The sequence below is a fragment of the Streptomyces sp. NPDC025638 genome (genome assembly GCF_055558775.1).
Map to the genome: position 1 here is coordinate 24506 of NZ_JBVHLX010000015.1, position 21621 is coordinate 46126.

The 21621-nt window shown below is 70.8% G+C and carries 22 protein-coding genes; 14 read left to right on the forward strand and 8 right to left on the reverse strand.

The features are described from left to right. The first annotated feature begins 87 nt into the window (after positions 1–87). The 5 genes from ACZ4EG_RS33590 to ACZ4EG_RS33610 all read left to right on the forward strand — a co-directional run bounded on the left by ACZ4EG_RS33590 (position 88) and on the right by ACZ4EG_RS33610 (position 5702). On the forward strand, positions 88–966 hold the full coding sequence (locus ACZ4EG_RS33590) for a FadR/GntR family transcriptional regulator (protein ID WP_453554618.1): 879 nt from the start codon (positions 88–90) through the stop codon (positions 964–966). A 29-nt stretch (positions 967–995) separates the two neighbouring features. Next, entirely contained in the window at positions 996–1721 is a 726-nt protein-coding gene (locus tag ACZ4EG_RS33595) for an HAD family hydrolase (protein WP_453554620.1), read from the forward strand. 157 nt (positions 1722–1878) lie between these two features. Further along, positions 1879–2946 carry a phosphotransferase gene (locus tag ACZ4EG_RS33600; RefSeq protein ID WP_467793318.1) on the forward strand — a complete coding sequence of 356 codons (1068 nt, stop codon included), beginning with the start codon at positions 1879–1881 and terminating at the stop codon, positions 2944–2946. Positions 2947–2999: 53 nt separating this feature from the next. After that, a complete protein-coding gene (locus ACZ4EG_RS33605; protein WP_453554624.1) occupies positions 3000–3605 on the forward strand; it encodes a TetR/AcrR family transcriptional regulator in 606 nt (201 codons plus the stop codon). Between the two features lie 42 nt (positions 3606–3647). Beyond that, positions 3648–5702 carry a HelD family protein gene (locus ACZ4EG_RS33610; RefSeq protein WP_467793319.1) on the forward strand — a complete coding sequence of 685 codons (2055 nt, stop codon included), beginning with the start codon at positions 3648–3650 and terminating at the stop codon, positions 5700–5702. A 31-nt stretch (positions 5703–5733) separates the two neighbouring features. Here the strand turns inward: ACZ4EG_RS33610 and ACZ4EG_RS33615 are convergent, their stop codons facing one another. Next, positions 5734–6576 carry a nitroreductase/quinone reductase family protein gene (locus ACZ4EG_RS33615; protein ID WP_467793320.1) on the reverse strand — a complete coding sequence of 281 codons (843 nt, stop codon included), beginning with the start codon at positions 6574–6576 and terminating at the stop codon, positions 5734–5736. 230 nt (positions 6577–6806) lie between these two features. Here ACZ4EG_RS33615 and ACZ4EG_RS33620 point away from each other — a divergent pair, with 230 nt between their 5' ends. Then, positions 6807–7304, forward strand: a complete 498-nt coding sequence (locus tag ACZ4EG_RS33620) for an HAD domain-containing protein (protein ID WP_453554630.1) — start codon at positions 6807–6809, stop codon at positions 7302–7304. Positions 7305–7986: 682 nt separating this feature from the next. On the opposite strand, the gene ACZ4EG_RS33625 is transcribed toward ACZ4EG_RS33620, so the two are convergent. The 4 genes from ACZ4EG_RS33625 to ACZ4EG_RS33640 form a co-directional block, all read right to left on the reverse strand. Further along, a complete protein-coding gene (locus tag ACZ4EG_RS33625; protein ID WP_330310172.1) occupies positions 7987–8373 on the reverse strand; it encodes a PPOX class F420-dependent oxidoreductase in 387 nt (128 codons plus the stop codon). A 190-nt stretch (positions 8374–8563) separates the two neighbouring features. Further along, positions 8564–9286: a type 1 glutamine amidotransferase domain-containing protein gene (locus tag ACZ4EG_RS33630; protein WP_467793321.1), complete on the reverse strand. Its 723-nt coding sequence runs from the start codon at positions 9284–9286 to the stop codon at positions 8564–8566. A 39-nt stretch (positions 9287–9325) separates the two neighbouring features. Beyond that, positions 9326–9463 (reverse strand): hypothetical protein, encoded by a 138-nt coding sequence (locus ACZ4EG_RS33635; RefSeq protein WP_467793322.1) that lies wholly within the window; start codon positions 9461–9463, stop codon positions 9326–9328. 197 nt (positions 9464–9660) lie between these two features. After that, positions 9661–10428 carry an SDR family NAD(P)-dependent oxidoreductase gene (locus ACZ4EG_RS33640; protein ID WP_467793323.1) on the reverse strand — a complete coding sequence of 256 codons (768 nt, stop codon included), beginning with the start codon at positions 10426–10428 and terminating at the stop codon, positions 9661–9663. A 128-nt stretch (positions 10429–10556) separates the two neighbouring features. Here ACZ4EG_RS33640 and ACZ4EG_RS33645 point away from each other — a divergent pair, with 128 nt between their 5' ends. The 5 genes from ACZ4EG_RS33645 (at position 10557) to ACZ4EG_RS33665 (ending at position 13906) form a co-directional block, all read left to right on the forward strand. Then, positions 10557–11165, forward strand: coding sequence for a TetR/AcrR family transcriptional regulator (locus ACZ4EG_RS33645; protein ID WP_467793324.1), 609 nt, complete (start codon positions 10557–10559; stop codon positions 11163–11165). Between the two features lie 573 nt (positions 11166–11738). Further along, positions 11739–12260: a DUF1062 domain-containing protein gene (locus ACZ4EG_RS33650; protein ID WP_467793325.1), complete on the forward strand. Its 522-nt coding sequence runs from the start codon at positions 11739–11741 to the stop codon at positions 12258–12260. Positions 12261–12264: 4 nt separating this feature from the next. Continuing rightward, complete coding sequence (locus ACZ4EG_RS33655) at positions 12265–12729, forward strand: helix-turn-helix domain-containing protein (protein ID WP_453554640.1); 465 nt, start codon at positions 12265–12267, stop codon at positions 12727–12729. Between the two features lie 75 nt (positions 12730–12804). Continuing rightward, the gene (locus ACZ4EG_RS33660; protein WP_467793326.1) at positions 12805–13452 is read left to right on the forward strand and encodes a hypothetical protein; all 648 of its coding nucleotides are present in this window, start codon (positions 12805–12807) and stop codon (positions 13450–13452) included. 109 nt (positions 13453–13561) lie between these two features. Continuing rightward, complete coding sequence (locus tag ACZ4EG_RS33665; protein WP_467793327.1) at positions 13562–13906, forward strand: DUF2516 family protein; 345 nt, start codon at positions 13562–13564, stop codon at positions 13904–13906. A 72-nt stretch (positions 13907–13978) separates the two neighbouring features. Here ACZ4EG_RS33665 and ACZ4EG_RS33670 read toward each other — a convergent pair whose 3' ends face one another. From ACZ4EG_RS33670 to ACZ4EG_RS33680, 3 genes are all read right to left on the reverse strand, one after another. After that, positions 13979–15292 carry a PP2C family protein-serine/threonine phosphatase gene (locus tag ACZ4EG_RS33670; RefSeq protein ID WP_467793328.1) on the reverse strand — a complete coding sequence of 438 codons (1314 nt, stop codon included), beginning with the start codon at positions 15290–15292 and terminating at the stop codon, positions 13979–13981. Between the two features lie 250 nt (positions 15293–15542). Then, the gene (locus ACZ4EG_RS33675; protein WP_467793329.1) at positions 15543–16646 is read right to left on the reverse strand and encodes a C40 family peptidase; all 1104 of its coding nucleotides are present in this window, start codon (positions 16644–16646) and stop codon (positions 15543–15545) included. 192 nt (positions 16647–16838) lie between these two features. After that, positions 16839–17615: a class I SAM-dependent methyltransferase gene (locus tag ACZ4EG_RS33680; protein WP_453554648.1), complete on the reverse strand. Its 777-nt coding sequence runs from the start codon at positions 17613–17615 to the stop codon at positions 16839–16841. A 257-nt stretch (positions 17616–17872) separates the two neighbouring features. Between ACZ4EG_RS33680 and mshA the strand changes: the two genes are divergently transcribed. The 3 genes from mshA (at position 17873) to ACZ4EG_RS33695 (ending at position 21562) form a co-directional block, all read left to right on the forward strand. Continuing rightward, positions 17873–19249 carry a D-inositol-3-phosphate glycosyltransferase gene (mshA, locus tag ACZ4EG_RS33685; RefSeq protein ID WP_390712094.1) on the forward strand — a complete coding sequence of 459 codons (1377 nt, stop codon included), beginning with the start codon at positions 17873–17875 and terminating at the stop codon, positions 19247–19249. Next, positions 19242–19754: a type III secretion system chaperone family protein gene (locus ACZ4EG_RS33690; protein WP_453554652.1), complete on the forward strand. Its 513-nt coding sequence runs from the start codon at positions 19242–19244 to the stop codon at positions 19752–19754. Before mshA ends, ACZ4EG_RS33690 begins: the two co-directional genes overlap by 8 nt. 89 nt (positions 19755–19843) lie before the next feature. Then, a complete protein-coding gene (locus tag ACZ4EG_RS33695) occupies positions 19844–21562 on the forward strand; it encodes a glycosyl hydrolase family 28-related protein (protein WP_467793330.1) in 1719 nt (572 codons plus the stop codon). The last annotated feature ends 59 nt before the right edge of the window (positions 21563–21621 follow it).

Below are 21621 nucleotides of genomic sequence, written 5' to 3' on the forward strand. Positions count from 1 at the left end.
CCAACTCTGACTAAGTTGTCCCCACTTGGTAGCTACTCATAAACAACTTTCGGACAACTCCCCTTAGATGGATCAGAGTTGTAACGTTTGGTCGTGACTCAGGAGAGCGTGGCAGTGAACGGCAGCAGAAGGCTCACTCCCGAGGAGATCGCCGACACCCTGCGGGAGCGCATCCGCGTCGGCGAGCTCAAGGCGGGGGACCGCCTGCCCACCCAGGCCGAGCTCGCCGAGGAGTTCGGCGTGGAGCGCGGCGCCGTACGCCAGGCCCTGCGGTCGCTCCAGGCGGACGGCCTCCTCAGCAACGTCAGCAAGGGCAGCCCGCCGCGGATCGCGGAGCCGGCACCCGCCCTGGACGAGCCCCAGCCCACGATGGTCGGCCTCGGACCCCGTCTGGCGGAGGCCTTCTCGACATCGCAGGTCCGGGTCGACGCGGTCTGCCTCACGGCCGAGAGCCTGATCCCGGCACTCGGCGAACCCCTGCGTCAGATCCACGAGGGCCGCATCCGCCCGGAGACGATCGACGTCCGCATCCTGCTCCCGTCCCGGGACATCAATCTGGCCTTTCCGGTGCCCGTCGAGGGCCGCGGCGACGACGACCCCGTCCACCAGCGCTGGCTGGCGATGCGCAACGCCCAGGGCCAGGTCCTCCAGTACAACCTCCAGGCCCTGCGCTCCACGCACGACATCGACGTGCATGTCACCTTCCGCGCGCTGCCGTTCACCCCGCCGGCGAAGCTCTACCTGCTCAACGGCGCGGAGGCGCTCTTCGCGTACTACATGGTCACCCGCCGCGCGGAGTCGACGGACGGCGGAACCCTCGACATGTACGACGTGCTGGGCTCCAAGTCCCTGCTCTTCTCCTTCGAGAAGCGCAGAGGCGCGCGGGACGAGGCGTTCGTGGAGCAATCCCAGAAGTGGTTCGACGCCCTCTGGGAAACCATCTCGACGGACCTGACACTCTCCTAGTGACTTCTGATACGCAGCAGACTGCACCGATGGTGGCGGGAACGGAGACCGAGGCGGAGACCGAGACGGCGGGGCTTCGGGAGCTCGTGTCGCGCGCACGGGTGGTCCTGTGGGACTTCGACGGGCCGATCTGCCGGCTGTTCGCCGGTCACTCGGCGCACCGCGTGGCCCGCGAACTGGTGGAGTGGCTCGAAGGACGCGGTATGCGTCGGCTGCTCACGGACGACGAACGGGCGGCCCCGGACCCCCATGTGGTCCTGCGCGCCGTGGACCGGCTGCATCCGCGCAGCGACCTGGTGATCGAGCTGGAGGAACGTCTCACCCAGGAGGAACTGCGCGCCGTCCCGTCCGCGATGCCCACCCCCTATGCGGACCCGTTGATCCGTACCTGGTCGGCCGTGGGCACCCGGCTGGCCGTGGCGACCAACAACTCCCCGCGCACCGTCCGCACCTACCTCGGGAGCCGTGACCTGCTCGGCTGCTTCGCCCCGCACATCTACGGCCGGACCGCGGAGCTGCACCGACTCAAGCCGCACCCGCACTCCCTCAACCGCGCGCTGAGGGCCACGGGCGCCGACCCCGCCGCGGCCCTGATGATCGGCGACTCCCCCTCGGACCTCACCGCCGCCCAGGAGGCCGGGGTTTCCTTCCTGGGCTACGCGCGCAACGAGCGCAAGGCGAAGCTCCTGGTGGATGCCGGAGCGGAGCATGTCATCGGGTCGCTCCAGCCCGTACTGGACGCGCTCCGGCGATAGCCTCACGCCTGCGCCATGACGCGCGCCCCGGGGTTCGCCCGCGGGCTCGATCCTTCCCGCCGAATGAGCGGTTCTCCGCCACTGCTCGAGTCCCGTGGAGTAACGTGCCTCCACCCTTACCCCACTGGTTCCAGCGGAAATGGCCTGAACCCAGAGAATGACTCCGAGAACGGTCTCCGACGTTCGGCTGCGGGCCGACGAGTTGAGTGGCGACGCGACCGTGGTGATCGGCCCGCTGGAGGGCTACCACCACGAGACGTACGTCTTTCCGCTGCCGGACGGGACGCGGGTCGTCAAGTGCCGGGAGCCGCGGGCGCACATCCTGTGGTTCGACCGGCGCTGCTTCGTGTCGGAGGAGGAACTGCTGTGCGCCCTGGCGGGGCGCATCGCGCGCGTGCCCGAGATCGTCGACATGGAGGGCGTGGGGCTGCAGCGGTTCATCGAGGGCCGGACCCTCGGCGCATCGCACCGGCTGTCCCGGCGGGTGCCCGAAGCGTTCTTCGGCCAAATCGTCGGCCTGTTCCGGGAGATGGTGCGGATCACGCCGGCCGAACTGGGCTCCGTGGAGCGCCGCTGCGCTCCCGAGGACCGTGCCGAGGACGGGGACAGCGACGGATTCCTGGAGCGTCTCGTCGTCTTCATCGAGGAGCACGTCTACGCGAGGAACGCCGCGGAGTTCGGACCGCTGTTCCATGCCCTCGGCGTCGGCGAGGATGCGTTCACTCGCCTCAGGAAGCATGTCGCGGGACTGGAGGAGCGGCCCTTCTGTCTGCTGCACGCGGATCTGCACCGCGAGAACTTCATCGTCGACCCGCAGGGCCTGCTGTGGACGATCGACTGGGAACTGGCGATGCTGGGCGATCCCCTCTACGACCTGGCGACCCATCTTCACCTCATGCGCTACCCGGCGGACCAGGAACTCCGTATGACACATGAGTGGTGCCGGGCCGTGGAGGGGGTCCGGCCGGGCAGTTCCTACGGACGGGAACAGGACCTGGGGCGGATCCTCGGCTTCAAACGGGCGCAGTCCGTCTTCACGGACGTCATCCGGGTGTCGCTCTCGCTGTCCGAACGGGGTGAGGCCAGCTGGTTCGCGCTGCACGCAGCCGCCGGCAAACTCCAGCGGGTCCTGATCGCCGCGGCCGAGCCGCTCGGGCTGGAGGAGGTGCCGAGCCGCTCGGAGATCACGGCCGCGCTCGTCCGGCACCACCGGGACCGACGCTGACCGCTCTGGCTCGACGGTCCGACCCTGGGCGCGGCGGTGCGTAGGCTCGGCGCATGGGTGAGGAGATGGGCCTGCGCGAGCGCAAGAAGATGCGGATGTACCAGGAGGTGTCCGCGGTCGCCGTGCGGCTCTTCATGGAGAAGGGGTTCGACGCGGTGTCGGTCGCGGAGGTCGCCGCCGCGGCCGGGATCTCCAAGCCCACCCTCTTCCGGTACTTCCCGGCCAAGGAGGACCTCGTCCTGCAGCAGATCGCCGACCACGAGGGAGAGGCGGCGCGGGTGGTGACCGGGCAGGCGCGGCCGGTCGACGCGCTGCGGCGGCACTTTCTCGACGGGCTCGACCGGTGCGATCCGATCACCGGGCTCAACGACGACCCCGGCGTGCTCGCCTTCCACTCCCTTCTGTACGGGACTCCGGCGCTGGTCGCGCGGCTGTACGGGTACCTGGAGCGATCGGAGGACGCGCTGGCCGAGGCGCTCGGCGGGGGGCTGGACGCGCGGCTCGCCGCCGCGCAGATCATCGCCGTGCAGCGGATCCTCGCGCAGGAGAACTGGCGGCGGGTGGTGGCCGGGGAAGGGGTGGAGCGGATCCGGGAGGACGCGGTGGCGGCGGCCGAGCGGGCGTTCGGGCGGCTGGAGGCCCTGATCGAGACACGGTAAAGAATTTAACTCGGTTACATAATTTCGCGTACGGTGGGTCGCATGACGTCACCCCACCCCGCCCCCGACGACTCCCGGCACGACCCCCTCCGCGACTCCCTCCGCGACGAACGCGACTACCACGACACCTGCCGCACCGCCCTCGCCGCCATGGTCGACGGCGCGGCCGAACAGGTCGTCACCGGCGAGGACGTCTCCGCCTCCGGTGCCGACGCCGAAGTCCTCGGGTACCAGCTGCGCAGCCGGGCCAGGGCGCTCACCGAACTTCCCGAAGGACCGCTGTTCTTCGGGCGGCTGGACTTCGGCGCGGGCGGCGGCGAGCACGGTGGGCAGCACTATCACGTCGGCCGGCTGCGGATCTCCGAGCATCCGGCCGCCCCGCCCCTCGTCGTCGACTGGCGTGCCCCGGTCTCCCGCGCCTTCTACCAGGCGAGCGCCCGCGACCCACAGGGCGTGGCCGTACGGCGCCGGTTCGGCTGGGCGCCGGGCAGCCGCGGCGACTCCGCCGACCTCACCGGGATGGAGGACGAGCACCTGGGCAAGGGCGAGTCGGGGACCGGCGACTTCCTCGCCCGTGAGATCGAGCGGCCCCGCGTCGGGCCCATGCGGGACATCGCCGCGACCATCCAGCCCGAGCAGGACGACCTCGTACGCGGCGACATCTCCGGGTCCGTGTGCGTGCAGGGCGCCCCGGGCACCGGCAAGACCGCCGTGGGCCTGCACCGTGCCGCGTATCTGCTGTACACCCACCCGCAGCGCATCCGGCGCGGCGGACTGCTGATCCTCGGCCCGAACCGGACCTTCCTCTCCTACATCGCCGAGGTGCTGCCCTCCCTCGGCGAGACGGGCGTACGACAGTCCACCCTCCACGACGAGATCGCCCGCCACCCGGTGACCGGCACCGACTCCGAGCGGGCCGCGGCCGTCAAGCACGACGCGCGCATGGCCGAGGTGCTGCGCCGGTCGCTGTATGCGCGCGTGTCGCCCGACGGAGGCGAGTCCCTCGCCGTGGCGGACGACACGTACACCTGGCGCCTCCCGGCCCACCGGCTGGCGGAGATCGTGGCGGGGGTGAGGGCCGAGGAGCCGCCGTACGCCGTCGGGCGCGAGCGGGTGCGGGCGCGGGTGGTGCGCTCCATCCAGGCGCGGGCCGAACGACGGGCCGGGCCGCAGCCGGGTGCCTGGGTGCGGCGGATCGAACGGGCGCGGGCGCTGAGCGCGTACCTCGACGCCGTGTGGCCGAAGGTCCGCCCCGAGGAGGTCGTGGCCGGACTCCTCATGGATCCGGGTGCGCTGGCGGCGGCCGCCGACGGGCTGCTGGACGCCGACGAGCAGGCGGCACTGCGCTGGGCGCGGCCGCCGCGCTCGTACAAGTCCGCGCGCTGGTCGGCCGCCGACCTGGTCCTGCTCGACGAGGTCGCCGGGCTGATCGAACACCCCGAGGGATACGGCCACATCGTCGTCGACGAGGCGCAGGACCTGTCGCCGATGGAGTGCCGGGCCATCGCGCGGAGGGCCTCCTTCGGCTCGCTGACCGTGCTCGGCGACCTGGCACAGGGCACCACCGCGTGGTCCGCGCGCCGGTGGGACGTACTGCTGCGGCACCTGGGCAAGCCGGACGCGGCCGTGGTCCCGTTGACGACGGGCTTCCGGGTGCCCGCGGCGGTCGTGGAGCTCGCCAACCGGCTGCTCGGACGGCTGGACGTCGACGTACCGGCGGCCCGCTCGATGCGGCGCGACGGGGAACTGCGCATCCGGCACGCCGACGACGTCCTCGCCGAGACCGTCGCCGCCGTACGGGACGCGCTCACCCGGGAGGGTTCCGTCGGGGTCGTCGCGGCGGACGCGGAGGCCGCCGAGGTGCGGGAGGCGCTCACGGCCGCCGGCATCGGGGCCGCGGACCCCGACGAACTGGGCGCCCGGGTCGCGGTGGTGCCCGCGTCCCTGGCCAAGGGCCTGGAGTACGACCATGTCGTGGCCGTGGAACCGGCCGCCGTGGCGGAGGCCGAGGAACGGGGGCTGCACCGCCTGTACATGGTGCTGACCCGGGCGGTGTCACGCCTGGACGTGGTGCACGGGCGGCCGCTGCCCTTCTAGCCCATCCGGGACCACAGCGGCCGCCCGCGGATCAGACGGCGTCGAGGAGCGGGACCAACTGCTCCTCCTCGTAAGCGAGGTGGGCCTCCAGCTCGTTCGTCAGCCGCTCCACCTCGGCGCGGGCGGCTGCCGGATCGGTGCCCGCGCCGGACACCGCCTCGCGCAGCCGCTCGACGAGGTCGGCGATGCGCTCGTGCTCCGTGCGCAGGCGTTCCAGGGTCGGGGCGAGCTGCGGGTGCAGGTCGGCGAGGCGCGGGAAGAGGACGATGTCCTCGCCGGTGTGGTGGTTGTACAGGCCCTGGCAGAGGGTCAGGCAGTTGACGCGGAGCTGCGCGCCGAGCGTGGACCCGTTGCCGTCCGCCATCTCCTTGCGGATCAGGGCGAGTTCATGCCGGAAGGCGTCGTGGACGAGCCGGATCGCCTCGCCCGGTGACCCGGCGGAGATGTTCCCCGGACCGCCCTCGGCGATGGTGTACAGCGCCACGACGGGAATCACCCGGTCCGTCTTCTCCTGGTACGCGGCCCAGCCAGGGTCGGCCTCGACCGCCCGCGCGAAAGCACGGTCGCGCTCCTCGCCGTCGAGCACGACGGCCCGCGCCTCGTAGGTGAACACACCGCTCTCGACGGTCACCCGGGGATGGGCGCGGAGGTTGTGGAACCAGTCCGGGTGCCGGGGGGAGCCGCCCGCCGAGGCGATGACCAGGACCCGGTCGCCGCCGTCGGGGAGGTAGCCGACCGGGGTGGTGTGCGGGGTGCCGGTACGGGAGCCGGTGGTGGTCAGCAGGAGCAGGCGGGCGCCTTCGAAATGGCCGCCGACACGGCCGTGGCGGGCGCGGAACTCGTCGATTATTTGCTGGTTGAAGTCGTTGGGCACTCTTTCTTCTTTCTTCTTCCTCTGCGGATGTTGTCCGTGTGTGCGGAGGAAGAAGCGGCGGGCTCCTGGCCCACCCCGGCCTCACTCGGAGGCCGGGTACCCAACTCGCTCGCGGCCCTTGGCCGACCCGGCAGTCATGGCGAGGACGCTACCGTCCCCCTCATGACTGACGCCACCGCGTTCGCCGCCGGCCCGGCGCGAACGGATTCGATGGCTGATCCTGACTGGTGATGCTTCTCTTCCTCGACGTCGACGGCCCGCTGATCCCGTTCGGAGCGACGGACCACCCGTATCCGCTGTACGAGGCGGCAGGCGTCCCTGCGCGGGCCGTCGCCGACCACCCGCTGCTGTCCCGGATCGATCCCGCCCTCGGCCCGCGGCTGGCGGCGCTGGGCTGTGAACTGGTGTGGGCCACCACATGGATGGACGACGCGAACGACGTCGTCTCGCCCTGGCTCGGCCTGCCCCCGCTGCCGGTCGTGGAGTGGCCGGACGAGGTCGAGCCACCGCCCCTGCTGCACTGGAAGACCCGGCCCCTGGTCGCCTGGGCGGCCGACCGCCCGTTCGTCTGGCTCGACGACGAGATCACCGAGGCCGACCGCGCCTGGGTCGCCGCCCACCACCACAGACCTGCGCTCCTGCACCGCGTCGAACACTCCTACGGCATCACGGACACCGACCTCACGACGGTCACGGAGTGGCTGCGGACGAACAGCCGGTCCGCCTGACGCCGGGTGGAGTCAGCCCGGCCCCTGGCGGCAGCCGGCCGACGCCGGCGGGCAACGATCCAACTGCGGGAGCGCCGGCGGAGCCCACAGGGACACCTGTGTCACAGGCGGGCGAGGCTCACGAGCAGGTTCAGGCCAGGTTCGTCTTGGACTCTGTGTCCAGGACATGACGGTGCTCTTGCAAGTCCAACGACAGATCATGGACCTGCTCGCTGTAGGCGGTCCCAAGTCTGCGATGAGCGCTGGTGCGCCGGTCCCCGTCGCGCATTGCTTTGCCGACGTACGAGCCATAGTCGCCATGATCTTCCGGTCCTGGCCCATGGCCCGGGAGTACGCCGGCCACTCGTGCTGCGCAAGCCCAGCCCCTGCTCAACACTCCGGGCAAGAAGAAGACCTCCAAGCCCTACACCGCGCCGCCCATGGAATCCCTGGCCGCTGGGGCTGCCTTGGACATCGCCTTGCAACTCCTCGGAGCCCCGGATGCACACGATGCACAAGCGCGCTTGGACCCACTCCTCCAGCAGCTACGCGGCGTCGATCTCGCTCTCAGCGCCTACCTTCGACGCCCGGCATGGCTCTCTCACCCCCACCGCGGATCGCCGTCAGGGACCCGTCCACAGTGAGCCGGTCTTCCAGCTCCTCGGCGAGCCCTGCAGGCCTGGAGTTGACGCTGCGTCACCCGTTACGGGGTGAGCCGCACGCGGATGCCCAGCGTCCCGTCCGCTCCCCGGCGCAGCCGGCTGTCGAGAATCATGAGGCGGCCGAGGATGCCGTACTTGCGGGCGATGAGTGAGCGGTAGCGGGCGCCGGTTGCCTTGTCGGCGATCTCGGCGGTGGCCGGGATCTGGTCACCCGTCGGGTTGCCGCGCAGGTCGCAGGGGCCGACGAGGATGTCGCCACGTGCCCGGATCCGCTTGACCTTCCAGGAGTCGGCGGGGGTCCGCACGCCCAGCGTGTCACCGTCGCGCACCACCCACACCGGGGTGGTGACCGGGGTGCCGTTCTTGCGGTAGCTGGTGACGAGCAGGTACTTGCCGGCGCCGAGCCGTTCCAGCAGCGTGTCGTCCATGATGCGTTTCTGCTCCTTGTCATTGCGTTCGGGGTCGTTGGCCACTTGGGCGGCGTACTGCGATGTCAGTTCGGGGGCAGCCGGCATGCTCTCGGCCTGAGGGGAGTACGGGTGCAGTTCGATTTGGTTGAGGACGGGCGTGCTGCCGGGCCGGGTTGATCGGGCGGGGCGCCGCAGGACTCCGTACTTGTTACTCGGTCTCGGTCAAGGCGGCGACAATCAAGTGGCTGACGGCCTTGGTGGACACCGGGTTCTGGCCCGTGATCAGGCGGCCGTCGCGCACGGCGTGCGGCGTCATCGGGACGGTGGAGCGCACGTATTTGGCTCCCTTCGCGCGCAATTCGTCCTCCAGCAGGAACGGCACCCTGCTCTTCACGCCGGCCAGTTTTTCCTCGACCGTCGCGAAGCCGGTGACGGTGCGGTTCCGTACGAGCGGATTCCCGTCGGCATCACGGAGGTTGATAAGGGCGCAGGCGCCATGGCAGACCGAGGAGACGATGCCGCCCCCGGCGTGGATGGCCTCGGCTGTTCCCCGCAGGTCGGCATTGTCGGGAAAGTCCCACATAGTGCCGTGCCCACCCGTGAAGAAGATCGTGGAGTAGTCGTCCGGATCTGCGTCGGCCACGGAAGCAGTGGACTTCAGGGAGGTCATGAAGGCCGGGTCGGCTCGATAATTGCGAACCGTCCGGTCGGCGAACAAGCGGCCGAGGCTTCGAGGATCGAGTGGCACTTCGCCGCCGGCCGGGCTGACCACATCCACGGTGTGGCCGTCTGCCACCGCCTTGTCGTAGAAATGGACGAGTTCACCAAGCCACAGGCGGTCAGATGCTTGCTCGCCCCGTAGGTGGCCTGATTTGTCACCACCGCCAGAATCTTTTTCCGTCTCACTTTTCCCACAGTTCCTTTCGGTCAACTGCGCATCGCCGCCTGAGGCGCTGACCAGGACGAACTCCTAGTCGAAGGAGAGCAGCCGGCCGACGTCTTCGAGAAAGATCGGGACGGCCAGGGAGTAGACGAGTACTACCTGCCGGCGGATCGTTGCCGCCGCCCAGGCGAACAGGGGAGCCCAGCCGGTATAGACGCCTGCCATGAAGCGGCGCAGGTTGTCCGCCCGCGTCCGCCGCGCTCGCCGGGCTTCCCTGCGCCAGTTGCTGCAGGCCGTCTCCGAGCGCAATGGCAGCGGCCGGCAGCAGGCAGACACGGACGATGGCGTCGGCCGGCGTGAGAGGGGTGTGGGCCGCCATCACGCCTCCTTGCCTGCCTCGGGGTTGGCCACGGGGATGGTGTTCAGCCCTGCTCGGTGGGGCGTACGAGCATCTCGTTGACGGCGACGTGCCGGGGGCGGGTGGCGATGTAGCCGATGGCGTCGGCGATGTCCTGGCTCTGCAGCCGCTCGATGTCGCCCAGGCCGGCGACGATCAGCTGCTGGACGACTTCCGAGTTGTGGGTGCGCAGTTCGGTGTCGACGCTGCCCGGCTCGACGACGGACACGCGGACGTGCTGGCGTCCCAGTTCCTGGCGCAGTGCCTCGCTGAAGCCTCCGACGCCGAACTTGGTGGCGCTGTACACGGCGGACATGGCGAAGGCGGTGCGGCCGTTCAGCGAGCTGATGTTGATGATGTCGGCGACCTGGCGCGGCGCGTCGGCGGCGGCCTTGACCAGGTGGGGGACGGCCGCGTGGGTGGTGTACATCAGGCCCATGAGGTTGATGTCGATCATGCGCTGCCAGTCGTTCAGGTCCGCGCCGGGGGTGGGCCCGAGGAGCATGAGGCCGGCGTTGTTGACCAGGATGTCCAGGCGGCCAAGGCCCTCGACGGTCCGCTCGACCGCTTCCGCGGCGGCCTGGGCGGTGGTGATGTCGGCGGGTACGACCAGAGCCTTCCCGCCCTCCTCGGAGATTTCGGCGGCGAGGTCGGTGAGCCGGTCCTCGCGCCGTCCGACCAGGGCCACGGAGGCGCCCTCGCGGGCGAGCTCCAGCGCGGTGGCGTGGCCGATGCCGCTGGACGCTCCGGTAACCAGAGCGACGGTTCCTTCGATACGACGAGTCCGCGTCATGGTTCAAGCCTTTCGATGAACGGCCACGTTGCTCGGGGCCGTACGGGATAGGGGGAAGAAAGCCCTGCCGGCGAGGGCCGTGCAGGGGTGGAGGCCGCTCAAGGCAGGGCCGAGGGCACAATGGGGAGGTGAGCAGCACTGGGCAGAAGACCACCGACGCCAAGCCTCAGGAGAGCACGATCGAGGGAGACCTGCCGCCTCGCGAGCGCCTGGTCAGGGCCGCGTCGCGGCTGTTCTACTACGAGGGCGTTCGCGCGATCGGTGTGGAGCGGCTGATCGCCGAGGCCGGGGTGACCAAGGCGACCTTCTACCGGCACTTCGCCGCCAAGGACGACCTGGTCGTGGCCTATCTGCGGACCAAGGACGCCTACTACAAGGACGTGGCCGAACCACTGGCTGCCGCGCACCCGCCCGCGGAAGCGATCGACCTGATCTTCGAGGCGATCGCCGAGCACGCCCGCGAGCGTGGCTTTCGAGGATCGCCGTTCATGAACGCGGCCGCCGAGTACCCGGACGCCACCCATCCGGTCCGCGGCCTGGTGACGACCCACCGGGACTGGATCCGCACCCTCTTCCAGGAACTGCTCACCCGGCTCGGCCACACCGACCCCAAGTCGGCCGCCGGCGCCCTGCTGATGCTGTACGACGGAGCGATGGCAGCCGGCTACCTGGACGACTCGACGGCCGCCCACAAGACCCTGCTGGACGCGGTCCGCCTGATCCGATCGGGAGGCTGACCCCATCGAGGCCGCGCGAAACACCGGCCCCCTGTGGGACCCCGGGCAAGTCAGGGCGCGGATTGGCTTCATGGAGCTTTCATCTCTGTTCGACGTACACCGGGACCCACTGGCTTGCCTGGTCGGCAGTCCCGCCCGGAAGGCCGAGACGCCCACCTCCAAGAGGTAGGAAGACCGGTCGTTCTACCTCTCGACGATAACCCCCCTGGCGTCCTCGCGCCAGCGGTCGAGCGGCTTGTGGGATCCCTCACGGGCTGCTGCTGCCTCGGTGGGCCTTCCCGGCTTGCGTGGCCGGACTCGCCTGCTCCCTCATCTCCCGGCAACACCTTCGGACTGTCGCGGCGACGAAGTGAAGGCCGCGGTCGTCGGCTGCTTCGGCCCCCAGGCGGGCCTCGCGGACGTCATCGAGGTTGATCCGCTGGGAGGCCGGGTCGGCGCTGCCGCAGTTCTTCGCGGCCTGGAGGGCGAGTCGACCTTCGTTACCGTTCTCCCGCCCGCAGTCGCCCTGTCAAGGACGTGCCGTTGTACGCCAAGTGAGACCCCCCGAGCGCTGATCCGTCGTGCGTCGCACAGGTGCGCTTCCGGGCGAACGGCAAATTCCGCGGCAACGCGAACCACAAGCTCCTCGACGCCTGGCTCCTCGCGCTGTGCACCGGGTGCGGGGACACCATCAAGGTCGCTGTCCTGGGGCGGATGAACGTGCGTTCCCTACGGCCCGAGGTCCTGAACCTGCTGCGCGACAACGACCCCGGCCCGGCAGCCGAGTTGCTCCAGGATGCGGTCGTACGGCGCCGCGACGTGGGCGGCTCGGGTCGAACCGAGCGGCCGGCCTGGCAGTCGCCGTACGGTCCGCCGCCGCACCGGGCGCACCGCGGCCGGTGGGCGCCTGTGCCGGGGTCGGCCTGGTCTCGTGTCGACAGTCCACCTGAGCGGCAAGCTCTCGGGCGACTTCACCTTCATGCTCAAGCGCTGAGTCCTTGTGGCCCGGGGCCTGTCCGGCGGTATCCGATCCGCCGGACATCACTCCTCAGGAGTGGCGTGACGCACTTTTGCAAGCAGGTGCTTGCAATTGTTAGCGGGGGTGGGGCAAGGTAGGGGCATGGCATCGCTCAACGTCGGCAATCTCGGTGAGTACCTGCGCGAGCAGCGTCGCAGTGCGCAGCTGTCGCTCAGGCAGCTCGCCGATGCCGCCGGGGTGTCCAATCCGTACCTGAGCCAGATCGAGCGCGGGCTGCGCAAGCCGAGCGCGGAGGTGTTGCAGCAGGTCGCCAAGGCCCTGCGGATCTCCGCCGAGACGCTGTACGTCCGCGCCGGCATCCTCGACGCCGAGCGGGACCTGGACGAGGTGGAGACGCGCGCCGTCATCCTCGCCGATCCCACGCTCAACGAGCGGCAGAAGCAGGTGCTGCTGCAGATCTACGAGTCCTTTCGCAAGGAGAACGGATTCGCAGGCGTCGCGGACGGCGACGGTACGGAGGAGACCCGGCCCCACGACGACACCACCGTGCGCGGCACCCGCACGGCCGACGCGAGCGAAGCCGATCCGCAGCAGACGGCCAGCTGAACCGGACCAGGGCGCCGGCCGCCCGACTGCGGAACAGAACCCTCAGCCGAATGTGAATCCGGGAGGACCCTCACCATGGCCATCACCGACGATCTGCGCAAGACCTTGAGCGACCCGACCCCGCTCTACTTCGCGGCAGGCACCGCGGACCTGGCGTTCCAGCAGGCCAAGAAGGTGCCCGCGCTGGTCGAGCAGCTGCGCGCCGAGGCCCCGGCCCGTATCGAGGCCGTCCGCAACACCGACCCCAAGGCCGTGCAGGAGAAGGCCGCCGCGCGCGCCAAGGAGGCCGGTGCCAAGGCCAAGGAGGCCCAGGAGACCATCCAGGCCAGGGTCAACGAGTTCATCGGCACCCTCGACGGCGACCTGAAAAAGCTCGGCAGCACGATCGACGCGGACCTCAAGAAGCTCGGCGAGTCCGCCCAGGACCTCGCCCTGCGCGGTGTCGGCGTCGCCGCCGAGTACGCCGTGAAGGCCCGGGAGACCTACGAGAAGGTCGCCGAGCACGGCGAGCAGACCGTGCGGGCCTGGCGCGGCGAGGCCGCCGAGGAGATCGAGGAACTCGCCGTCGCCGTCGAGCCCAAGGGCGAGCCGGACCAGGTCAAGTCCGAGCCGAAGCCGGCCGAGGCCGCCGCCGAGGCCGTCCCGGCGAAGAAGCCGGTCGCCAAGAAGGCCCCGGCCCCGCGCAAGGTCACGGCCAAGAAGAGCACGCCGCCCGCCAAGTAAGCCGTACAAGGGCGACTACGCGCATGGGCCGGGCACCCTTGGGGTGCCCGGCCCGTTGTACGGGTACGGTGGCCGCGTAGGTGTCGGGAGAGAACGGGCGGTGGGCGGCATGTTGATGTTGGGCTTCACGGGGTTCCTGGGACTGCTGAAGATCGTCCTGATGGCCCTTGCGGCGTTCGCGCTGGTCGACGCCGCGATCCGGCGCGAGGACGCCTTCCGCGCGGCGGACAAGCAGAACAAGATGTTCTGGCTGATCATCCTCGGCATCGCGCTCGTGGTGAGCTATCTCTTCTCGATCCTCTCGATCCTCCCCATCGCGGGCGTGATCGCGAGCATCGTCTACATCGTGGACGTGCGTCCCGCGCTCAAGCAGGTCTCCGGCGGCCGCGGCTGGGGCGGCCGCGGCGGAAGCAGCAGCGACGGTCCGTACGGGCCGTACAACGGCGGCCGCTGACCGGATCCCGTTGACACGGGCACCCGGTCCGGTCCCTTGCCGCTCCTCGCTGCCTCCGGTCCGGCCGGTCCCTTACGGCACGCGGTCCAGCAGGACCACCGCCACGTCGTCCGTCAGCTCCCCGCCGTTGAGTTCGCGGACCTCATGGACCGCGGACCGCAGCAGATCCTCGCCACGCAGCCCGGCGGCGAGCTGCCGGCGCACCATCCGCACCATGCCCTCCTGGCCCAGACGCTCACCGCCCCCGCCGACGCGGCCCTCGATCAGGCCGTCGGTGTAGAGCATGAGGCTCCACTCCGCGCCCAGCTCCACCTGCATCCGCGGCCAGCGCGCGCCGCGGAGCAGGCCGAGGGCGGGGCCGTTGTTGTCGTACGGCAGCAGCTCCGCGGGCCGCCCGGGGCGGGCGATCAGCGGCGACGGGTGGCCGGCCAGGCACAGGCCCGCGCTGCGGCCGTCGGGGGAGATGTCCACCGTGCAGAGGGTCGCGAAGATCTCCTCGTCGCCCCGCTCGTGCTCCAGTACCTCCTGCAGCGTGCTCAGCAGCGCGTCGCCGCACAGCCCGGCCAGCGTCAGCGCCCGCCACGCGATGCGCAGCTCCACGCCGAGCGCGGCCTCGTCCGGGCCGTGGCCGCAGACGTCACCGATCATGGCGTGCACGGTGCCGTCGGGCGTGCGCACGGTGTCGTAGAAGTCGCCGCCGAGCAGCGCGCGCGAGCGGCCGGGGCGGTAGCGCGCGGCGAACCGCAGCGAGGAGCCCTCCAACAGGGGCGTGGGCAGGAGCCCGCGCTCCAGGCGGCGGTTCTCCTGTGCGCGCACCCGGCCCTCGGCGAGGCGTCGCTCGGCCGAGTCGGACCGCTTGCGCTCCACGGCGTACCGGATGGCGCGGCTGAGCAGCCGTCCGTCCAGTTCGTCCCGGAAGAGGTAGTCCTGGGCACCCACGCGCACCGCCTCGGCGCCGCGCTCGGCGTCACCGGACGCGGTGAGCGCGAGGACGGCGTGCCGGGGCGCGAGCTCCAGCACATGCTTGAGCACGGCCAGCTCGTCGTCGCCGTCGCCGGCCCGGCCGGGCGCCGGAAGCGCGAGGTCGAGCAGGATGCAGTGGACGTCGTCGGTGAGCAGCCGCCCGGCCTCGGTGAGGTTGCGGGCGGTACGCACGCGGATGGGCTTACCGGCCGAGTCGAGCAGTTCGGGCACGATCGGCCAGCCCGCCGGATCGTCCTCGATCAGCAGCAGGGTGAGAGTGGTGCCTGCCGCGGTGCTGTTGGCCGCGGCGGACTCGGTGCGGTTGGCCTCTTCCTTGAGGGGGCCGCCGACTGCGGACGCGGCCTGCGCCTGACCACTCTCCACGGCCGGGATGGCTCTCTGCCGCGGTACGGGTACGGGCATCTTGTTGGTTCCTTCCCTCCCCCCGAGGGCATGGTGGGTGCGAGGGACCTCGACCCACCGACGGGGACCATAGCGGTACTGGCCGCCGCAGCGGAATGGTGTGAGCCGCGTCGCTCCGCCGCAGACCCCTGTCATATGCCGCGTTCCGTACCGCAGTTGGACAGGCTTGTGGGCAAAAGGGGATGACGAAGGTCACGTCCTGTCAGGGTTTGGAACGTTGTTGACCGTGGACTGGGTCACATGGCGCACATCACGCATCCGGCCGCACTACGCCCAGAATGGGCATTTCGCCCGCCCCGGCGAGCGTCACCGTCCGTCCGGGGCGCGGGGCGTGGATGATCGCGCCGTCGCCCACGTACATCGCCACATGGCTCGCGTCGTCGAAGTAGATGATGAGATCGCCCGGGCGCATGTCCTTGATGTCCACGTGCTTGAGCTGCTTCCACTGCTCCTGCGAGGTGCGCGGGACAGGATGGCCGGCCTTCGCCCAGGCCTGTGAGGTCAGGCCCGAGCAGTCGTACGACTCAGGGCCCTCGGCGCCCCAGACGTACGGCTTTCCGATCTGGGCCGTCGCGAACTCCACCGCCCGCTTGCCCTGCTTGGACGCCTTGCCGTTGATCTCCTTGAGGATGCCGCTGTCCAGCCATGCGGTCTGCGCCTGGTAGGCGGCCTCCCGCTCCAGCTCGGCGAGGCGCTCCTTCTCCTTCTTCTCCAGCTGGGACTGGAGCTTCTCGGCGGCCGCGATCTGCTGCTTGATCTTCTTCTTTGCGGCGGCCTTGGTCTTGCGGTTGGCCTCCAGCTCGTCCCAGCGGTCGGAGGCGTCGGCCGCGTACCGCTGCAAGTCCTGCTGGGTGCGGGTCATTTCCCCGATCAGGCCCTTGGCCGCCCGCTGGCCCTGGAGCACCCGCCCCGCGCCGTCCAGGAACTGCTGCGGGTCGTCGCTCAGCATCAACTGGGCCGCGGGCGGCAGTCCGCCCGTGCGGTACTGGGCGCGGGCCGCGGCACCCGCGCGGTCCTTCAGCTCGTCCAGCTTCTTCTGGCCCTCGACGATCTTCTTCGCCAGCTCGACGATCGCGGCGGACTGCTTCTGGGCCTTCTCCTGGGCCGCGTTGTACTCGTCGGTGGCGACGGCCGCGTCGTGGTAGAGCTTGTCGAGCTTCTTGCGGACGGCCTCGAGGTCCTTGTTCGGCGGGAGCGTCGGCGAGTTGGTGGGGGTCGGCGAGGCCGTGGGGTTCGCCGTGGCCGTCGGCTTCGGCGTCGGGGCCGCGAACGCCGTGCCGGGTGCCGCCAGCACGGTCACCGCGCAGACCACGGTCACGGCCGCCGTGATCAGGCCGCGCTTGCCCGTCCCCATACCCGTCCCCCAAACTGATTTACCGTCAGTAACTTACGGTCGCCCGGGGGATCGTGCCACGCCGCGGCGTAAAGCGACAGAGGTGGTACCCGGTGGATCCTCCCCATTTTCCCGCCCGGACATGACGATCCCCCGCCCTTGTGACGAACGCCGCATGAAGATCGTTCCCCGCAGGTCAGGGGCGGTGCGGGGTCAGTTCCGGGGTGCCAACGCCCCCCAGGCCACCGTCACTTCACCCTGCCGCCAGCGCGCCGCCGAGTCCGTCACCGGCCAGTCGGCCGTCAGGTCCCGCACCGCGCGGATCCAGCGCTGGCGGGCGCCGTAGGAGGCGTAGGGCGCGGCGGACGCCCAGGCGCGGTCGAAGTCGCGCAGGAAGGCATGGACCGGCTCACCGGGAACATTGCGGTGGATGAGCGCCTTGGGGAGGCGTTCCGCGAGGTCGGACGGCCGCTCCAGGGAGCCCAGACGGGTGGCGAAGGTGACCGTCCGCGGCCCCTCGGGACCGAGCGCGACCCAGACGTGCCGCCGCCCGATCTCGTCACAGGTCCCCTCCACGAGCAGCCCGCCCCGAGAATCCGGGCCCGCCGGCGCGAGCCGCCCGCACAGCCGCTCCCACACGGCGGCGACCTCGTTCTCGTCGTACTGCCGCAGCACGTTGGCGGCGCGGATGAGGTGCGGCCGCTGGGGGACGGGGATCTCGAAGCCGCCGTGCCGGAAGACCAGGCCCTCGCGCTCGTACGGCTCGGCCGCCGCGACCCGGGCCGGTTCGATCTCGACGCCGACCACCCGCGCGCGGGGCGCGGCGGTGCGCAGCCTGCCGAGCAGTTCGACCGCCGTCCAGGGTGCGGCCCCGTACCCCAGGTCGATCGCCACGGGGTCGGCGGCCCGGCGCAGTTCGGCGCCGTGCGTGGCCGCGATCCAGCGGTCCATGCGCCGCAGGCGGTTGGGGTTGGTGGTCCCGCGTGTCACCGTTCCCACGATGGGGGCGCCCCCGCTCGACGGGCGAAGCCGAGAGCGGGGGAGGGCGGCTGCGCGGGCTGTCATACGTACGAGGGTATGCGGGCCCCGGCCGGCGAACGCCCCCCGTGTCGAACGGTTGAGCGACCTAGGGTAATGATTCGGTAAAGCTCCGTAATCGGGAAATGGAGCCGACCCCTCCGATGTTGCACCCCCTTGGAGGGCCGAGGTCCTCCCACCGGCATGCCCGCAGCAAGGAGGAACGCCACGTGAGCCAGTACGTCAGCAGGCTCGGGCGTCGCTCTCCGGCGGCACCCTCGCGGCTCAGGCTGCACCGCAGGCCCCGCCGTGTCGCCATGCTCTCCGTGCACACCTCACCGCTCCACCAGCCCGGCACCGGCGACGCCGGCGGCATGAACGTCTACATCGTGGAGCTCGCGCAGCGGCTCGCCGCGATCAACATCGAGGTCGAGATCTTCACCCGGGCCACCTCCGGCGGCCTCCCGCACACCGTGGAGCTCGCCCCCGGCGTCCTCGTCCGGCACGTCGACGCCGGCCCCTACGAGGGCCTGGCCAAGGAGGACCTCCCGGCCCAGCTGTGCGCCTTCACCCACGGCGTGATGCAGGCCTGGGCCGGCCACCGCCCCGGCCACTACGACCTCGTGCACTCCCACTACTGGCTCTCCGGCCACGTCGGCTGGCTCGCCGCCCAGCGCTGGGGCGTCCCCCTGGTGCACGCCATGCACACCATGGCCAAGGTCAAGAACGCCAACCTGGCCGACGGCGACACCCCCGAGCCCGCCGCCCGGGTCATCGGCGAGACCCAGATCGTCGCGGCCGCCGACCGGCTGATCGCGAACACCGCCGAGGAGGCCGACGAGCTCGTACGGCACTACGCCGCCGACCCGGCCAAGGTCGCCGTCGTCCACCCCGGCGTCAACCTCGACCGCTTCCGCCCCTTCCCCAAGGGCTCCGACACGCTTCGCCCCGGGGGCCCCACGACCGCCCGCGCCGCAGCCCGCGCCCGCCTCGGCCTCCCGCAGGACGCCCTGATCCCGCTCTTCGCGGGCCGCATCCAGCCCCTCAAGGCACCCGACGTGCTCCTGCGCGCCGTGGCCGTCCTCCTGGACGAGCGCCCCGAACTGCGGTCGAGGTTGCTCGTGCCGGTCGTCGGCGGGCCCAGCGGCAGCGGCCTCGCCAAGCCCGAGGGCCTGCAGAAGCTCGCCGCCCGGCTCGGCATCGCCGACGTCGTACGCTTCCGCCCACCCGTCGGTCAGGAGCAGCTCGCGGACTGGTTCCGGGCCGCGTCCGTGCTCGTCATGCCCTCCTACAGCGAGTCGTTCGGCCTGGTCGCCATAGAGGCGCAGGCGGCCGGCACGCCGGTGCTCGCCGCCTCGGTCGGCGGGCTTCCGGTGGCCGTGCGGGACGGCGAGACCGGGTTCCTGGTCCGGGGCCACGATCCGGCCGACTACGCGCGCGTGCTGCGCGGTTTCGCCGACGACCCCTCGCTGCCGGACCGTATGGGCGCGGCCGCCGCGCGGCACGCCCAGTCCTTCGGCTGGGACACCGCGGCCGCCGCCACCGCGGACGTGTACACGGCCGCGACCCAGGCTCATCGCCGTCGCGTACGCTCCCACCATGGGTGAGGCTTCACAGCAGCAGCAACGCGCGGCGCAGGTCATCGAGGGTGTCCTCAAGGACGCCGAACTCGACTGGGAGAGCCCCGAGCCCGGCAACTACGTCGCCAAGCTCCCCGGCACCCGCAAGCTCTCGACGACGGTCTCGCTCCTCGTCGGCCGTCACTCCCTCTCCCTGAACGCCTTCGTCATCCGCCACCCCGACGAGAACGAGGCGGGCGTCCACCGCTGGCTCCTGGAGCGCAACCTCAAGCTGTACGGCGTCGGTTACGCCGTCGACCGGCTCGGCGACATCTACGTCACCGCCCGCCTGCCCCTGGCCTCCGTCACCGAGGACGAGATCGACCGGCTCCTCGGCCAGGTCCTGGAGGCCGCGGACGGCAGCTTCAACACCCTCCTGGAGCTCGGCTTCGCCTCAGCGATCCGCAAGGAGTACGCATGGCGGGTGGCGCGCGGCGAATCGACGCGGAATCTGGACGCGTTCACGAATCTGATTCAGCGTCCGGCCGACTGAGCAAATGACTCACGGTACAGCCCCTTCCCTGTGAAGGGGCTCTGGTGGCATGCTCACCGCCAACGCACATCTGAACATCGTTCATATCCATGAAAATCTCCATGGGAGGGCGGACGGACATGGGCAAGGCGCACCTCACCAGACGGGCTCTGCTCGGCGGAGCCACCGCAGTGGCGCTCGGCGCGACCACGGGCACCGCGGCGGCCACGGGCACCGCTGGGGCCAGGGGCGCCGCTGCGGCCGCTACGGCCGCGGAAGTCCCCTCCCTCTGGAGGGAGTTCACCCGCACTCCGTTCACGCACCCGCAGATCCCGTACATCGGCCGGGCCGGCTGCCGCGGCGGCGCGGCGCGCTTCCCCCGCCGCCCCGTCGTGGCCGATGTGAGGGACTTCGGCGCCGTGGCGGACGGCACCACCGACTGCGCCCCCGCGATCAACCGTGCCATCGCCGCCGCCGGAAGGGCCGGCGGTGGCACGGTCACCATCCCGCCGGGCACCTTCCGCATCGACGGCCTGATCCGGGTCGCCGACTCGAACGTGGTCCTCAGGGGCGCGGGCAGCGACCGTACGAAGCTGTACGCGACCAAGAACCTCACCGAGCTGATCGGCGTCTACGGCTCCCGCTACGGCGGCGACAAGTCGTCCTGGTCCTGGGCGGGAGGGCTCATCTGGCTGGCCCCGCACGCCCGTTGGGACTCCCTGGTCGCCGCGATCGGGGCCAGGGCCTGGCCGTTCGAGGGCTGGACCGGCAACCGGCGCGACGAGTGGACGACCCTGACGGCGATCGAACCGGCCCGCCAGGGCTCCTGGATCCTGACCGTCGCGGACTCCCGGCAGCTGAGGCCCGGCCGACTGGTCCTCCTTCGTCTCGCTGACGACCCCGACCACACCCTCCTGGAGCACATGTCGGGCGGCGGGCCCGGTCCGCAGGCCTACTACTGGGCCGACAAGACCAAGCTGACCTCGTACGTCCCCTACGAGTGGCCCGTACGCATCACCCGCGTCCACGGCCGCCGCGTCACCCTCGAACGCCCGCTCCCGCTCGACGTACGCCCCGAGTGGGACCCCCGGCTGACCACCCACGTACCGGAGTTGACCGGGTCCGGTGTCGAGGGCCTGACCCTGGAGGCGGTGGAGACCCCGCAGTCCCCGCACCTCCTTGACAAGGGCTACAACGGGGTCGTCCTGCAGTGTGCCTACGACTGCTGGCTGGACGACGTCACCGTCCGGCACGTCGACAACGGCTTCGGCCTGGTCGCCGCCTCCGCCTGCACCCTGCGCGGCACCCGGGTGTCCGGCCGCGGCTCGCACCACCCGTACTTCTGTCGTGAGGGCTCGCACGACAACCTCATCGAGGACTTCACGATCGAGGAGCGGACCGTTCCCGCCCCGCCCAACACCCAACTGCACGGGATCAACGTCGAGGGCCTGTCCTCCTACAACGTGTGGTCGCGCGGCGACATGCGCATGGGCACCTTCGACAGCCACCGTGGGCTGCCCTTCGCGAACGTCCGCACCGACATCACGGTGAACAACAACGGTCGCCACGGCGGCGACGCCAGCGCCGGCCCGCTGTTCGGCGCCCGCTTCACCCACTGGAACATCCGGGTCACCAACGGCCGCGCGGGCCTGATGAAGATCGACGGCCTGGCACCGTACTCCGCCACCGTCGGCCTCAACACGGTCACCGAGTTCGACCAGATCGACGTCCCCGACTTCAAGGGCGAGCTGCACTCCCGGCTGGAGCTGTACGGCACGACGGACGAGGTGCGCCCGCGCAATCTGTACGAGGCGCAGCGGGGCCTGTAGCAAGGCCTGTGAGGCACGGCTGTTAACCTGCGGCGATCCGAATTCTTACCGGTCCCTTA

What these genes read in the sequence shown, in the direction of transcription:
- ACZ4EG_RS33595 (WP_453554620.1), top strand. Translation starts at nt 996, where the DNA reads ATGGTGGCGGGAACGGAGACCGAGGCGGAGACCGAGACGGCGGGGCTT.
- ACZ4EG_RS33600 (WP_467793318.1), top strand. Translation starts at nt 1,879, where the DNA reads ATGACTCCGAGAACGGTCTCCGACGTTCGGCTGCGGGCCGACGAGTTG.
- ACZ4EG_RS33605 (WP_453554624.1), top strand. Translation starts at nt 3,000, where the DNA reads ATGGGTGAGGAGATGGGCCTGCGCGAGCGCAAGAAGATGCGGATGTAC.
- ACZ4EG_RS33610 (WP_467793319.1), top strand. Translation starts at nt 3,648, where the DNA reads ATGACGTCACCCCACCCCGCCCCCGACGACTCCCGGCACGACCCCCTC.
- ACZ4EG_RS33620 (WP_453554630.1), top strand. Translation starts at nt 6,807, where the DNA reads ATGCTTCTCTTCCTCGACGTCGACGGCCCGCTGATCCCGTTCGGAGCG.
- ACZ4EG_RS33625 (WP_330310172.1), bottom strand. Translation starts at nt 8,373, where the DNA reads ATGGACGACACGCTGCTGGAACGGCTCGGCGCCGGCAAGTACCTGCTC.
- ACZ4EG_RS33635 (WP_467793322.1), bottom strand. Translation starts at nt 9,463, where the DNA reads ATGGCAGGCGTCTATACCGGCTGGGCTCCCCTGTTCGCCTGGGCGGCG.
- ACZ4EG_RS33640 (WP_467793323.1), bottom strand. Translation starts at nt 10,428, where the DNA reads ATGACGCGGACTCGTCGTATCGAAGGAACCGTCGCTCTGGTTACCGGA.
- ACZ4EG_RS33655 (WP_453554640.1), top strand. Translation starts at nt 12,265, where the DNA reads ATGGCATCGCTCAACGTCGGCAATCTCGGTGAGTACCTGCGCGAGCAG.
- ACZ4EG_RS33660 (WP_467793326.1), top strand. Translation starts at nt 12,805, where the DNA reads ATGGCCATCACCGACGATCTGCGCAAGACCTTGAGCGACCCGACCCCG.
- ACZ4EG_RS33665 (WP_467793327.1), top strand. Translation starts at nt 13,562, where the DNA reads ATGTTGATGTTGGGCTTCACGGGGTTCCTGGGACTGCTGAAGATCGTC.
- ACZ4EG_RS33670 (WP_467793328.1), bottom strand. Translation starts at nt 15,292, where the DNA reads ATGCCCGTACCCGTACCGCGGCAGAGAGCCATCCCGGCCGTGGAGAGT.
- ACZ4EG_RS33675 (WP_467793329.1), bottom strand. Translation starts at nt 16,646, where the DNA reads ATGGGGACGGGCAAGCGCGGCCTGATCACGGCGGCCGTGACCGTGGTC.
- ACZ4EG_RS33690 (WP_453554652.1), top strand. Translation starts at nt 19,242, where the DNA reads ATGGGTGAGGCTTCACAGCAGCAGCAACGCGCGGCGCAGGTCATCGAG.
- ACZ4EG_RS33695 (WP_467793330.1), top strand. Translation starts at nt 19,844, where the DNA reads ATGAAAATCTCCATGGGAGGGCGGACGGACATGGGCAAGGCGCACCTC.